Genomic DNA, 12,578 nt, shown 5'->3' with positions numbered 1-12,578 from the left:
TGTGGAGTGCCCACACAGATTGTCTGATAAATTGTTAAAGAGCAGTGCCGAGAAACTCATCGGCGCGGGCTGCGTATATTACGCTTTTCGCCCTGAGAGTCAAGCGTTTATTTCGCTTTCTTCTCGCTGACCCGGCGGCTTGTCAGTCGTTGTTCCCGGTCAGTGGAGGCGCATTATAGGGAGTTCTCGGCAGGCCGCAACCCCTATTTTCAATATTTTTTCCGACCGTTGAATGTTTAACCAAAACACCGTTAAAGCGGCAGTTTTTTCAACGATTTAAAGCCATAACCCTGCAAAACGGGCAATAAAGCGTCAGTATCTTCATTTAACGCCATGCAATACGCCAGATTCTCTTCCTGGCTCGAGACCAGATTTTCCTGCGTTGAGATGAGCCAGGCGGTGCGGCGGGCAATCGCCGCGCCGGAATCCACCAGCCGGGTGCCTTCCGGCAACACCTGCATCAACTCTTCAGCTAATAGAGGGAAATGGGTGCAGCCCAGCACGACAGTATCCGGCGGCTCGCGCATGCTCAGCCACGGATGCAGGATCTTCTTCAGCACCGGCAGCGGCACGGCTTCGCCGTGCAGCTTGGCTTCCGCCAGCTCCACCAGCTCTGAAGAGCCCAGCAGTTCAATCTTACAGTCGGTAGCAAAACGGGAAATCAGTTCATGGGTGTAGCTGCGCTGTACGGTACCGCGGGTCGCCAACAGGCCGACAATGCCATTAACGGTAAGACGGGCCGCCGGTTTGATGGCGGGCACCACGCCCACGACAGGGAAACTGAAACGCTCGCGCAAGGCCGGCAAGGAAACGGTGCTGGCGGTGTTGCAGGCAATGACGACAATCGCCAGAGGATGACGTTGCTGTACCGCGCCGACAATTTCCAGCACGCGCTCAACGATAAACTCTTCGGACTTCTCGCCGTAGGGGAACGCCACGTTGTCGAAAGCGTATATATAGTGGAGATCCGGCAGCAACTGCCGAATCTCCTGATACACCGACAGCCCGCCGACGCCGGAATCGAAAACCAGCACCGTCGGGCGAGGTGTGGCGGTGCTGTTAGAAGGTATAGCTTCCAGTGAGGTAGTATTCTCTTCCTGGAGTAGCGTAGCCATAGGCCGTCTCATAATCTTTATCAAACAGGTTGGCAATTCTACCACGAACTGTCAGATGAGATGTGACCGGATACGAAACTGCGAGATCCCACAGGCTCACGCCGCCGAGTTTAACCGTCGGGCTAGGATAAACGCCATAATCCTTGTCGTAGCGCTCACCCAGGTATTGATAGGTCACTGCCCAATCAAAGTCGTACAGTTGCCAATCCAGCTCGTATTTCACCTGCTGTTTAGCGCGGCGCAGCAGCACTTCGTTGGTTTTAGCATTGCGCGGGTCGACATAATCGTAACCAATCTGATGCGTCAGCGGGCCGGTTTCAAAAGAAGCCGTGGCCTCTACACCTTTAATGGTCGCCTTACCGATATTATAATAGCGGTAACTCACCGGATCGCTGTCGATAAGATTATCAATGTCATTGCGATAACCGGAAATACGCCAGGTCACAGGCCCGGTCAAGCCTTCAAAACCGCCTTCCCATTGCTTGCTTTCTTCCGGTTTCAAATTATTGTTGCCGTAAGTGGTACTAAACAACTGGTTCATGTTTGGCGCTTTGAACGCGGTACCGTAAGAGGCAATGAAACGATACCCCTCGATGAATTCCCAGGCTGCACTGGTTTGCCAGGTGCCGTGCCAACCGAACTCCGAGTTGTCGTCGCCACGCGCAGCAGCCTCCAGCATCACCGGTCCCACCAACTGTTGCCCAGTCAGATAGATGCCAGTATTGCGCTGGCTTCTCTCGCTGCTGACGGACGCGGTACCCGGTTTGATTTGTTGATCCTGCCAATCTGCGCCCGCACTAATGGTGCCTTGGGCAACCTTAAACGTGTTGCCCCACTGCAGATTGTACTGTTCCGAATCATCCAAACTGGAGGAGATCGCATACTGGCCTTTGCGCGGATCGTAATTGTAGTCTTTGCTGTGGCTGTAACTCCCCACTAGCTGCGTGGCGTAAATCCCTTCCTGATAGCGCAACCCCGTGTCCCATGTTTGGCTGTACAGCTTACGGGTATCGGGCAGACCGGTAATATTGAAGTCTTTATCGTAAGAATAGAATCCATCGTAGCCTGTACGATTATCGTAACCATAACCACGCACAAAACCGCTGATTTGCTCGTTAAATTGGTGCTGCAATGCGCCGTAGAGCAATTTGCTCATAAAGCCGTCGCGATCGGGCTGAGGAATACTGGTATTACCTTCAGCCACCACGTCATACCCTTTGGTATAGGTGTAATTCCCCGCCACCGTCGCCACGGTGCTGTCACCCAGTTGTTGTTGGGTCGACGCGTCATAGGATTGATAGCCGTTGGAGCCGACGCCGGCTGAGAGCGTCGTGCCGTTCTTTTCGCGGGTGGTAATAATGTTGACCACGCCGCCGATGGCATCGGAGCCGTACACCGCCGAGCGCGGGCCGCGAATGTATTCGACTTTCTGCACCAGCGAAATCGGGATTTGGCTGAGATCGGAAGAACCGCTGACGCCCGCCTGATTAAGGCGAATGCCGTCAATTAGCACCAGCACATGGCTGGAGTTGGTGCCGCGAATAAACAGCGAGCTCTTTTGTCCCAATCCACCGTTTTGGCCAACGTCCACGCCTGGCAAGCGGCGCATCACGTCGGTCAGGCTCTTGGCCTGCCAGCGATCGATATCGTTACGGGTGACGATGGAAGTCGGTGCCAGCACAGAAGAAACCGGCTGCGGGAAACGGTTGGCGGTCACCACCAGGTTATCGCCATTCTTGGCTGTGGTGTTGTCTTGCGCCCATCCAGAAAAAGCCGTGACGGAGGAGGCCACCGCCAGCAGCGTATTTTTTGTAATTGTCATGAGAAAAGCATCCAAACTTAATTGGCGGATGCCGCAGGATCATGGCCGGTAGTTCGCGACGGCCACGGACATTGCGACGTAACACCGGCAGGTCTTCGGGCTTGGGATTTGCGGGCCGCGGGGCGCGACCAGCAACGGGCGATGACTTCCCATCCTGCAGTGGACAGTGTCTGCGTCGAAACGCTATCGCCGTGACTTCCCCTTACCGCTGCGCGTCAGCTCCGGATTCACACCGGATTCCCTTTTCACTCGCTGCTTGAGGCCGGACGGCAATGCTACGATCAATGAAAATAGATGTCTAGACTGCTACTAATGTTACAAATAATAAACGCGACAAAACTGGACTTCACGGGCTGATTCCCTACAATCCCCGCTGATCAAATTTGCCTGACGAGAAGACACACATGACGCCCGAGAATTTGCCTATTGAACGTTACGATGACCAACTGGCGGAGAAAGTCGCCCGCCTGAAGACGTTGATGTCACCGTTCGCGGCGCCCGAGCCGGAAGTGTTCCGCTCGCCAGTCGACCACTACCGCATGCGCGCCGAATTCCGCATCTGGCACGACGCGGACGACATGTATCACATCATGTTCGATCAGCAGACCAAGCAGCGTATTCGCGTCGACCAGTTCCCGGCGGCCAGCGAGCTGATCAACCGCCTGATGACCGCCCTGATCGCCGCGCTGAAACCGGAACCGATCCTGCGTCACAAGCTGTTCCAGATCGATTATCTGTCGACGCAAAGCGGCAAAATCATCGCCTCGCTGCTGTACCACCGCAAGCTGGATGACGTTTGGCAACGGCGCGCCGAGCAGTTGCGTGACGATCTGCGCGCTCAGGGTTTCGACCTGCAGCTGATCGGCCGGGCGTCGAAGACCAAGATCATGCTCGACCAGGATTATGTTGACGAAGTGCTGCCGGTCGCCGGCCGCGACATGATCTATCGTCAGGTGGAAAACAGCTTCACTCAGCCCAATGCGGCCATGAACGTGCAGATGCTGGAGTGGGCGTTGGCGGTCACCGCCGGTTCCAAAGGCGATTTGCTGGAGCTGTACTGTGGCAATGGCAACTTCTCGCTGGCGCTGGCGCGCAATTTCGAGCGCGTGCTGGCGACCGAGATCGCCAAGCCGTCGGTGGCGGCGGCGCAGTACAACATCGCCGCCAACCATATCGACAATGTGCAAATCATCCGCATGGCGGCAGAAGACTTCACTCAGGCGATGAACGGAGTACGCGAATTCAACCGGTTGAAAGGCATCGATCTGAGTGGTTACAACTGCGAGACGATTTTCGTCGATCCGCCGCGCAGCGGGCTGGACGAGGAAACGGTGAAGATGGTGCAGGCCTACCCGCGCATTCTCTATATCTCATGCAACCCGGAAACGCTGTGCGCCAACTTGGAAACGCTGCAGGCCACCCACCGGGTCAGCCGCCTGGCGCTGTTCGATCAGTTCCCGTATACCCATCACATGGAATGCGGTGTGTTGCTGGAAAAGCATCGCTGATACGACAGGGGCGCCATGATGGCGCCCCGTTTCATTACGATTCTTGAGTCGGCGCATCCGGCGCCTTGCGCGCCTTCAGTTTCATCCCGATCCACAGCACCAGCGCCACGCAGATCACCGACGGCAGGAAGTTGGAGCCGATCTGCGGATATTCGGCGCGCACGATGGCGCTGTACAGCAGCAGCCCCAGCAGGAAACAGGCCGCCGCCAGCTTCGGCATGCCATCCGGCATGGCGCGGTTCAGGTAACGCTGATGCAGGCAGTACACCGCCAGCACCAACGCGATCAGCGGGAAGATCGAAAACGGCACCACCGAGCTGAACAGCGCAGCAAAGGAACCGTTGATCGAAAGGCCGGCAATTAACGCCAGCAGTAAGGTGCCATTTTCACGGCCTGGTTTTTCCATCATTTTTTACCTTTTTTATACGTGGGACACAGAAGCTTTTTCTTGTTCGCGACGATACCAGTAATACGCCCCTTTGGAGATCATCCGTAGCTGCAGCACCAGCCGTTCTTCCAGCTGCTGCCGCTGCTCGACGTCGATATCCAGCGCTTCCGCGCCGGCGCTGAACACGATGGTGACCATCGCTTCCGCCTGCGCTTCGGTAAAACTGCGCGGCATGTGGTTTTCCAATTCGAGGTAGTCCGCCAGTTCAGCGATGAAATGCTGGATCTCGCGCGCCACTGCCGCACGGAATGCCGCCGACGTGCCAGAGCGCTCACGCAGCAGCAGGCGGAAGGCGTTCGGGTTGTTGCCGATAAATTCCATAAAGGTGGATACCGAGGTGCGGATCACGCTGCCGCCCTTGGCGATGCGTTGGCGCGCCTGGCGCATCAACTGACGCAGCATCAGGCCGCTTTCGTCCACCATGGTCAGCCCCAGCTCGTCCACATCGCGGAAATGGCGATAAAACGACGTGGGCGCAATGCCCGCCTCGCGTGAAACTTCCCGCAGGCTCAGGCTGGCGAAGCTGCGTTCGGCGCTCAGCTGGCTGAAAGCGGCTTCGATCAGGGAACGACGAGTCCGTTCTTTTTGTTGTGCTCTGACGCCCATATGCATATCCGGATAGGTTCCATTTTCTCAGTCTAACGCCCTAGACTCGGCAATATAGCAAATTTTATTGCAACAGCATTTATACTAACGCGCTCTATCACACTTCCGCCCTGAGCCGATTGTGCTTTGACTCAAAAAGCCTAATGGTGATTGGGTGAGCAGCGCTATGATGTTAAGATACCGTTGTAATCTTGTATAAAAAAACAGGTCTCTCCTACATGCAACAGCACTATCAATTTGATGCCATTGTGATTGGCTCGGGCCCTGGTGGTGAAGGTGCCGCCATGGGGCTGGTGAAACAAGGCGCCCGCGTGGCCGTTATCGAACGGTACAACAACGTAGGCGGCGGATGTACCCACTGGGGCACCATCCCTTCCAAAGCCCTCCGCCACGCCGTCAGCCGCATTATCGAATTCAACCAGAACCCGCTTTACAACAACTCGCGCACGCTCAGCGCGACCTTCCCTGACATTTTACGCCACGCCGATAACGTCATCAGCCAGCAGACCCGCATGCGCCAAGGGTTCTATGAGCGGAACCAGTGCAAACTGTTCGCCGGCGACGCGCGCTTCATCGACGCCAACACCGTCAGCGTCAGCTACATGGACGGCACCCAGGACACCATCCGCGCCGATCACATCGTGATCGCCTGCGGCTCGCGCCCTTACCATCCGGCCAGCGTCGATTTCAATCACCCGCGCATCTACGACAGCGATTCCATTCTCGAGCTGAGCCATGAACCGCGCCACGTGATCATTTACGGCGCCGGGGTGATCGGCTGCGAATATGCGTCTATCTTCCGCGGCCTGAACGTCAAGGTGGATCTGATCAACACCCGCGACCGTCTGCTGGCGTTCCTCGATCAGGAGATGTCGGATTCGCTCTCTTACCACTTCTGGAACAACGGGGTGGTGATCCGCCACAACGAAGAGTTCGAGAAGATCGAAGGCACCGAAGACGGCGTGATCGTGCACCTGAAGTCCGGCAAGAAGGTGAAAGCGGACTGCCTGCTGTACGCCAACGGCCGTACCGGTAACACCGATTCGTTAGGGTTGGAGAACGTCGGCCTGGAGTCGGACAGCCGCGGGCTGCTGAAAGTGAACAGCATGTATCAAACCGCGCTGTCGCACATTTATGCGGTCGGTGACGTCATCGGCTATCCGAGTCTGGCTTCCGCCGCCTACGATCAGGGCCGCATCGCCGCGCAGGCGATCGCCTCCGGTGAAGCCAGCGGTCACTTAATCGAAGATATCCCGACCGGCATCTACACCATTCCGGAAATCAGCTCCGTCGGCAAAACCGAGCAGGAACTGACGGCGATGAAGGTGCCGTATGAAGTGGGCCGCGCCCAGTTCAAACATCTGGCGCGTGCGCAGATCGCCGGGATGAACGTCGGCAGCCTGAAGATCCTATTCCATCGCGACACCCTGCAGATCCTCGGGATCCACTGCTTCGGCGAACGTGCGGCGGAGATCATCCACATCGGTCAGGCGATCATGGAACAGAAAGGTGAAGGCAATACTATCGAGTATTTCGTTAATACGACCTTCAACTATCCGACCATGGCCGAAGCCTACCGGGTGGCAGCGCTTAACGGCTTAAACCGCCTGTTTTAACGCGTTGTCGATGTAGCCCTGCATGTGCTCGCGGATCGCTTCGGCCAACTGCTCATAACGGCTGCGCAGTGGGGAACCGGGGCGATACACCAACGCGATGGTGCGCTTCGGCTCCGGCTTGTAGCAATCCAGATAGCAGACGCCATCGCGCTCGCGCTGCGGCGGCACCGCCAGGGACGGCAGCAGGGTAATGCCGCTGCCGGCCGCGACCATATTGCGCAGCGTTTCCAGACTGGTGGCGCGGAAGTGGGTATCCTCGTCCGCGCCCGCCTGGAAGCAGAAGCCCATCGCCTGATCGCGCAGGCAGTGGCCATCTTCCAGCATCAGCAGCTTTTCTCCCGCCAAATCCGGCATCGCCACGCGCTCGCGCTGCGCCCACGGGTGATCGGAATACACCGCCAGCTTCATCGGTTCATCGAACAGAGGCACTTCGATAAACGCCTCGGTTTCCTTCACCAGCGCCAGAATGGCGCAGTCCAGCTTGCCGCTGTCGAGTTGCGCCAGCAGTTGGTGGGTTTGCGCTTCGTGCAGGTACATTTCCAGTTTCGGGAAGGTTTTGTGCAGCGTCGGGATGATCTGCGGCAGCAGATAAGGCCCCACGGTCGGGATCAGACCGATGTGCAGCGGCCCGGACATGGCCTCGCCCTGCTGGCTGGCCATCTCCTTCAATACTTTCACTTCTCGCAGCACGGTGCGCGCCTGCTCCACCAGCAACAGACCCGCCTGGGTGAACAGCACCTTGCGGCTGGTGCGTTCGAGCAGCATGACGCCCAACTCGTCTTCCAGCTTGCGGATCTGCCCGCTCAGCGTGGGTTGGCTTACATGGCATGAATCGGCCGCGCGGCGGAAGTGCCGGTGCTCGGCCAAGGCGACCAGATACTCTAAATCACGAATATTCATTGTTTCCCTCCATTCCATGATAGCTCATGGCGATAGATAAGATAGCAATGAGCGATTAGATCTATCAAGTCCCAGCGACAATAATGTGTCCCAACGAAGCGATATCGCGCTAAATGCTAAAAATTACTTTTCCTAATTAAGGGGTTAATCAATGTTTACCAGTCAAGAAGGCAAGAAAGTTCCTCAGGTTACTTTCCACACCCGTCAGGGCGACCAATGGATTGATGTGACCACTGATGACCTATTCAAAAACAAAACCGTCATTGTTTTCTCGCTGCCGGGCGCGTTCACGCCGACCTGTTCTTCGAGCCACCTGCCGCGCTACAACGAACTGTCCAGCGTATTCAAGCAGCACGGCGTCGACAGCATTCTTTGCGTCTCCGTGAACGACACCTTCGTGATGAACGCCTGGAAAGCCGACCAACATGCGGAAAACATCACCTTCGTGCCGGACGGCAACGGTGAATTCACCAAAGGCATGAACATGCTGGTCGAGAAAGCGGACCTGGGCTTTGGCCCTCGTTCATGGCGCTACTCGATGCTGGTGCGCAACGGCGTGGTCGAGAAAATGTTCGTCGAGCCGAACAAGCCGGGCGACCCGTTTGAAGTGTCCGACGCCGACACCATGCTGAAATACCTGGCGCCGGAATTCAAAGTGCAGGAATCGGTCTCCCTGTTCACCAAACCGGGTTGCCCATTCTGCGCCAAAGCCAAACAGATGCTGCAAGAGCGCGGCATTCAGTATGAAGAGATCGTCCTGGGCAAAGACGCCACCACCGTTAGCCTGCGCGCCGTCAGCGGCCGCGCCACGGTGCCGCAGGTGTTCATCGGCGGCCGTCACATTGGCGGCAGCGACGATCTGGAAACTTTCCTGTCAGCTTAATAAGTAATAACAAAGCCAACGTGAACTTTGGCGGGCTACGGCCCGCCCTTTTTTTACCTTTCAGGAGCGGATATGAAACTGTTGAACGTTGATGTTGCGGTCATCGGCGGCGGCACCGCAGGGCTCGGCGCCTATCGCGCGGCCAAACTGTCTACCCCCAGCGTGGTGATGATTGAAGGCGGGCCTTACGGCACCACCTGTGCGCGCGTTGGCTGCATGCCATCCAAATTATTGATCGCCGCCGCCGAAGCGGTGCATCAAATCGAACGCGCGCCGGGCTTTGGCGTGCACCCAACCGGCAAAACGCGTATCGACGGACGCGAGGTGATGGCGCGCGTCAAACGCGAACGCGATCGTTTCGTCGGCTTCGTGCTAGAAGGCGTGGACGAGATCCCGGCCGCCGACAAAATTCAGGGCTATGCCCGCTTTATCGACGACAACACGCTGCAGGTCGATGACCATACGCGCATCGTGGCGCAGCGCATCGTGATCGCCACCGGCTCTCGCCCCAGCTGGCCGGCGCCGTGGAACGAACTGGGCGATCGCCTGATCGTCAACGACGATCTGTTCAACTGGGATGACTTGCCGCAGTCCGTGGCGGTATTCGGCCCCGGCGTCATCGGGCTGGAGCTGGGGCAAGCGCTGCACCGCCTCGGCGTCGACACCAAGGTCTTCGGCATCGGCGGCGCCGTCGGGCCGCTGACCGACAGCGCCGTGCGCGATTACGCTGCGAAGGCGTTGGGAGAAGAGTTCTACCTCGACGCCGACGTGAAAGTGGAGATGATGCAGCGCGAAGGCGACCGCGTATTTATCCGCTATCAGGATCTGCAGGGCCAGTCGCAGGAGATCCTGGTGGACTACGTGCTGGCCGCCACCGGCCGCCGCCCCAACGTCGATCGGCTGGGTCTCGAAAACACCGACCTGCAGCTCGACGCTCGAGGCGTGCCGCTGGCCGACCGCCTGACGATGCAAACCAGCGTGCCGCATATCTTTATCGCCGGCGACGCCAGCAACCAGCTGCCGCTGTTGCACGAGGCCAGCGATCAGGCGCGCATCGCCGGCGCCAACGCCGGCAGCTTCCCGGAGATCAATCCAGGTCTGCGCCGCAGCGCGATTTCGGTGGTGTTCTCCGATCCGCAGATCGCCATGGTCGGCTCGACTTTCCGCGAGCTGAGCGAGAAGTTCAGCGCCTGCGGCTGCTTTGAAGTGGGCAAAGTCTCGTTTGAGAATCAGGGCCGCTCGCGGGTGATGCTGCGCAATAAGGGCATTTTGCACGTCTACGGCGAGCAAGGCACCGGCCGTTTCCTCGGCGCGGAAATGATCGGCCCCGACGCCGAACACATTGCGCACCTGTTAGCCTGGGCGCACCAACAGCAGATGACCGTCGATCAGATGCTGGACATGCCGTTCTATCATCCGGTGATCGAAGAAGGCTTGCGCACCGCGCTGCGCGATCTGCAGGCGAAGCTCAAACTCGGCACGGCCGAAATCGAGCGCTGCCAGCGCTGTCCGGGTGAGTAACCTCTTATTCTCCGTTTATATCCACCGGGCCTTCAGGCCCGGTTTTTTTGCGCAGCACTTTCCACAATTTCCTCCCTCCGCTTGCCTCACGGCCCGCCCGCGCTCATTTTTTATGCTTTGGCATTGAATTGATACCAATAACGATACTAAAATGGAGGCGGCATGAACGAGATCAGGGATGACATCGCTGATTTGCAACAGCGGCAGAACAGCATCAAATTCGCCGAGTTAGCGAAAGTCTGCGTGCGATGGTTTGGGCCGCCGCGCATAAACGGTAGCAGCCATCACGTTTATCGCATGCCCTGGCCAGGCGATCCGCGCATCAATATCCAACGCGGCAACAACGGCGCGGCCAAGGCATATCAGGTTAAGCAGGTCATCGCCGCACTGGCCAGAATGGAGGAAGAACATGGAAAAGCATGAACACTATACCTATCGCATCACCTGGTCAGCGGAAGATCGTGAATATGTCGGGCTGTGCGCCGAATTCCCCTCGCTGTCCTGGCTAGCCGCCACGCGTACCGGCGCACTGGAGGGTATCGAAAAAGTCGTGAGCGAAACGATCGCCGACATGCTGGCGCAAGGTGAAACGCCGCCGCAGGCGCTGGCGGAAAAGAACTTCAGCGGAAAACTGGTGTTACGCATGACGCCGGAACAGCATCGCCGGCTGGCGATCGGCGCGATGGAGGAAGGCGTGAGCCTGAACCGTTATCTGTGCGCACGCCTGGCGGGGTAGAGGTGCAAGGGCGGCACCAGGCCGCCCTTATCGTCCTCAAGCTAAACGCTGTTTCGCTGCGGCGATTGCCGCGGCCACCTGCTGCGGCGCGACGCCGCCTTTGGCCGCACGTTTGTCCAGGCAAGATTGCAACGCCAGGATCGGATAGACGTCGTCGCCAATCGTCGCGCTAAACTGCTGCAAATCCGCCAGCGGCAGCGCTTCCAGCGGTTTGCCCTGGCGAATCGCCTCTACCACCACCTCACCGACGATATGGTGCGCTTCGCGGAACGGCACGCCCTTGGCGACCAGGTAATCCGCCAGCTCGGTGGCGTTGGCATAGCCCTGCTCCGCCGCTTCCTGACAGCGCGGGCGCTTCACCTGAATGCCGTCCAGCACCAGCGCCGCCATCTGCAGGCAGTCCATCCAGGTGTCGAGCGCGTCGAACAGCCCTTCTTTGTCTTCCTGCATGTCTTTGTTGTACGCCAGCGGAAGGCCTTTCAGCGTCATCATCATGCCGGTCAGCGCGCCCTGTACGCGGCCGCACTTGCCGCGGATCAGCTCCAGCGCGTCCGGGTTTTTCTTCTGCGGCATCAGCGAAGAGCCGGAGGTCACGCGGTCAGACAGCTCGACAAACGCCGCCTCGCCGCTGTTGAAGAAGATCAGATCTTCGGCGAAGCGCGACAGGTGCACCATGCTGATGGCGGCGTTGGACAGCAGCTCCAGCACGTGATCGCGATCGGATACGCTGTCCAGGCTGTTGCGGGTCGCCGAGGCGAAGCCCAGCCAGCCGGCCAGTTGCTCGCGATCGATAGGATACGCAGTGCCGGCCAGCGCGCCGCTGCCCAGCGGGCTGACGTCCAGCCGTTTCAGGGTATCCTGCAGTCGGCTCTCATCGCGCGCCAGCATCTCGACATAGGCCAGGCACCAGTGCGCGAAAGTCACCGGCTGCGCGCGTTGCAGGTGGGTATACCCCGGCATCACCGCATCCTGATTGGCTTCGGCGGTCTCCACCAGCGCCTGCTGCAGCTGGACGATCGCCTGATGCAGATCGCCGATCTGCTGTTTGCACCACAGCTTCAGATCGGTCGCGACCTGATCGTTGCGGCTGCGGCCGGTGTGCAGCTTCTTGCCCAAATCGCCGACCTTCTCGATCAGCTTCTGCTCCACCCAGCTGTGGATGTCTTCGGCATCGCTTTGGACTATCGCCAAAGGATCGGCCTGGACTTCCGTCAGTAGTGCATTCAGCGCCTGCTCCAGCTGCTGTTGCTCCGTTGCCGTCAACACGTTAACGGTCACCAGCGCCTTCGACCAGGCCACCGAGCCCACGATATCCTGCTCCGCCAGGCGATAATCGAACCGCAGCGAATCATTGAGTTGCTTGAACCGCTGATCCGCTGCCTGAGTGAACCGTCCGCCCCAAAGTGCCATACCTTTACTCCTG

At 58.3% G+C, this 12,578-nt stretch carries 12 protein-coding genes and 1 riboswitch; of the genes, 6 read left to right on the top strand and 6 right to left on the bottom strand.

Annotated elements, in window-relative coordinates:
- Nucleotides 1-251: 251 nt before the first annotated feature.
- On the bottom strand, nucleotides 252-1,115 hold the full coding sequence (gene murI / locus ACJ8J4_RS24270) for a glutamate racemase (RefSeq protein ID WP_025921004.1): 864 nt from the start codon (nucleotides 1,113-1,115) through the stop codon (nucleotides 252-254).
- Nucleotides 1,060-2,937, bottom strand: coding sequence for a TonB-dependent vitamin B12 receptor BtuB (gene btuB / locus ACJ8J4_RS24265; protein WP_043140960.1), 1,878 nt, complete (start codon nucleotides 2,935-2,937; stop codon nucleotides 1,060-1,062). The genes murI and btuB overlap by 56 nt, the downstream gene beginning before the upstream one ends.
- A gap of 69 nt (nucleotides 2,938-3,006) precedes the next feature.
- A riboswitch (cobalamin riboswitch) is annotated at nucleotides 3,007-3,226 on the bottom strand.
- A 115-nt stretch (nucleotides 3,227-3,341) separates the two neighbouring features.
- Here btuB and trmA point away from each other — a divergent pair.
- Nucleotides 3,342-4,445, top strand: coding sequence for a tRNA (uridine(54)-C5)-methyltransferase TrmA (gene trmA, locus ACJ8J4_RS24260; RefSeq protein WP_043140961.1), 1,104 nt, complete (start codon nucleotides 3,342-3,344; stop codon nucleotides 4,443-4,445).
- 34 nt (nucleotides 4,446-4,479) lie between these two features.
- Here the strand turns inward: trmA and ACJ8J4_RS24255 are convergent, their stop codons facing one another.
- The gene (locus ACJ8J4_RS24255; RefSeq protein ID WP_025304650.1) at nucleotides 4,480-4,851 is read right to left on the bottom strand and encodes a YijD family membrane protein; all 372 of its coding nucleotides are present in this window, start codon (nucleotides 4,849-4,851) and stop codon (nucleotides 4,480-4,482) included.
- A gap of 15 nt (nucleotides 4,852-4,866) precedes the next feature.
- Nucleotides 4,867-5,499 carry an HTH-type transcriptional repressor FabR gene (gene fabR / locus ACJ8J4_RS24250; RefSeq protein WP_004931044.1) on the bottom strand — a complete coding sequence of 211 codons (633 nt, stop codon included), beginning with the start codon at nucleotides 5,497-5,499 and terminating at the stop codon, nucleotides 4,867-4,869.
- 218 nt (nucleotides 5,500-5,717) lie between these two features.
- On the opposite strand from fabR, the gene sthA reads away from it, so the two are divergent.
- Nucleotides 5,718-7,115 (top strand): Si-specific NAD(P)(+) transhydrogenase, encoded by a 1,398-nt coding sequence (sthA, locus tag ACJ8J4_RS24245; RefSeq protein ID WP_004931047.1) that lies wholly within the window; start codon nucleotides 5,718-5,720, stop codon nucleotides 7,113-7,115.
- On the opposite strand, the gene oxyR is transcribed toward sthA, so the two are convergent.
- Nucleotides 7,098-8,015, bottom strand: a complete 918-nt coding sequence (oxyR, locus tag ACJ8J4_RS24240; protein WP_025304651.1) for a DNA-binding transcriptional regulator OxyR — start codon at nucleotides 8,013-8,015, stop codon at nucleotides 7,098-7,100. The two genes, sthA and oxyR, sit on opposite strands and share 18 nt — an antisense overlap.
- 151 nt (nucleotides 8,016-8,166) lie before the next feature.
- On the opposite strand from oxyR, the gene ACJ8J4_RS24235 reads away from it, so the two are divergent.
- The 4 genes from ACJ8J4_RS24235 to ACJ8J4_RS24220 all read left to right on the top strand — a co-directional run bounded on the left by ACJ8J4_RS24235 (nucleotide 8,167) and on the right by ACJ8J4_RS24220 (nucleotide 11,155).
- Entirely contained in the window at nucleotides 8,167-8,898 is a 732-nt protein-coding gene (locus ACJ8J4_RS24235) for a glutathione peroxidase (RefSeq protein ID WP_015379403.1), read from the top strand.
- Nucleotides 8,899-8,970: 72 nt separating this feature from the next.
- Complete coding sequence (locus tag ACJ8J4_RS24230; RefSeq protein ID WP_049205311.1) at nucleotides 8,971-10,419, top strand: dihydrolipoyl dehydrogenase; 1,449 nt, start codon at nucleotides 8,971-8,973, stop codon at nucleotides 10,417-10,419.
- 162 nt (nucleotides 10,420-10,581) lie between these two features.
- The gene (locus ACJ8J4_RS24225) at nucleotides 10,582-10,842 is read left to right on the top strand and encodes a hypothetical protein (RefSeq protein ID WP_025304653.1); all 261 of its coding nucleotides are present in this window, start codon (nucleotides 10,582-10,584) and stop codon (nucleotides 10,840-10,842) included.
- Nucleotides 10,829-11,155: a type II toxin-antitoxin system HicB family antitoxin gene (locus ACJ8J4_RS24220; RefSeq protein ID WP_019452249.1), complete on the top strand. Its 327-nt coding sequence runs from the start codon at nucleotides 10,829-10,831 to the stop codon at nucleotides 11,153-11,155. Before ACJ8J4_RS24225 ends, ACJ8J4_RS24220 begins: the two co-directional genes overlap by 14 nt.
- A gap of 36 nt (nucleotides 11,156-11,191) precedes the next feature.
- Here the strand turns inward: ACJ8J4_RS24220 and argH are convergent, their stop codons facing one another.
- Nucleotides 11,192-12,565: an argininosuccinate lyase gene (gene argH, locus ACJ8J4_RS24215; RefSeq protein WP_060448499.1), complete on the bottom strand. Its 1,374-nt coding sequence runs from the start codon at nucleotides 12,563-12,565 to the stop codon at nucleotides 11,192-11,194.
- Nucleotides 12,566-12,578 lie beyond the last annotated feature (13 nt).

It is taken from the genome of Serratia sp. CY47280 (assembly GCF_052168655.1).
In the GTDB taxonomy this organism is placed as follows: domain Bacteria; phylum Pseudomonadota; class Gammaproteobacteria; order Enterobacterales; family Enterobacteriaceae; genus Serratia; species Serratia bockelmannii.
This window is presented reverse-complemented; position numbering and strand designations above follow the sequence as displayed.

Bases quoted from the DNA above. Each gene is read 5' to 3' on its own strand.
- murI (WP_025921004.1), bottom strand. From the start codon at position 1,115: ATGGCTACGCTACTCCAGGAAGAGAATACTACCTCACTGGAAGCTATA.
- btuB (WP_043140960.1), bottom strand. From the start codon at position 2,937: ATGACAATTACAAAAAATACGCTGCTGGCGGTGGCCTCCTCCGTCACG.
- trmA (WP_043140961.1), top strand. From the start codon at position 3,342: ATGACGCCCGAGAATTTGCCTATTGAACGTTACGATGACCAACTGGCG.
- ACJ8J4_RS24255 (WP_025304650.1), bottom strand. From the start codon at position 4,851: ATGGAAAAACCAGGCCGTGAAAATGGCACCTTACTGCTGGCGTTAATT.
- fabR (WP_004931044.1), bottom strand. From the start codon at position 5,499: ATGGGCGTCAGAGCACAACAAAAAGAACGGACTCGTCGTTCCCTGATC.
- sthA (WP_004931047.1), top strand. From the start codon at position 5,718: ATGCAACAGCACTATCAATTTGATGCCATTGTGATTGGCTCGGGCCCT.
- oxyR (WP_025304651.1), bottom strand. From the start codon at position 8,015: ATGAATATTCGTGATTTAGAGTATCTGGTCGCCTTGGCCGAGCACCGG.
- ACJ8J4_RS24235 (WP_015379403.1), top strand. From the start codon at position 8,167: ATGTTTACCAGTCAAGAAGGCAAGAAAGTTCCTCAGGTTACTTTCCAC.
- ACJ8J4_RS24230 (WP_049205311.1), top strand. From the start codon at position 8,971: ATGAAACTGTTGAACGTTGATGTTGCGGTCATCGGCGGCGGCACCGCA.
- ACJ8J4_RS24225 (WP_025304653.1), top strand. From the start codon at position 10,582: ATGAACGAGATCAGGGATGACATCGCTGATTTGCAACAGCGGCAGAAC.
- ACJ8J4_RS24220 (WP_019452249.1), top strand. From the start codon at position 10,829: ATGGAAAAGCATGAACACTATACCTATCGCATCACCTGGTCAGCGGAA.
- argH (WP_060448499.1), bottom strand. From the start codon at position 12,565: ATGGCACTTTGGGGCGGACGGTTCACTCAGGCAGCGGATCAGCGGTTC.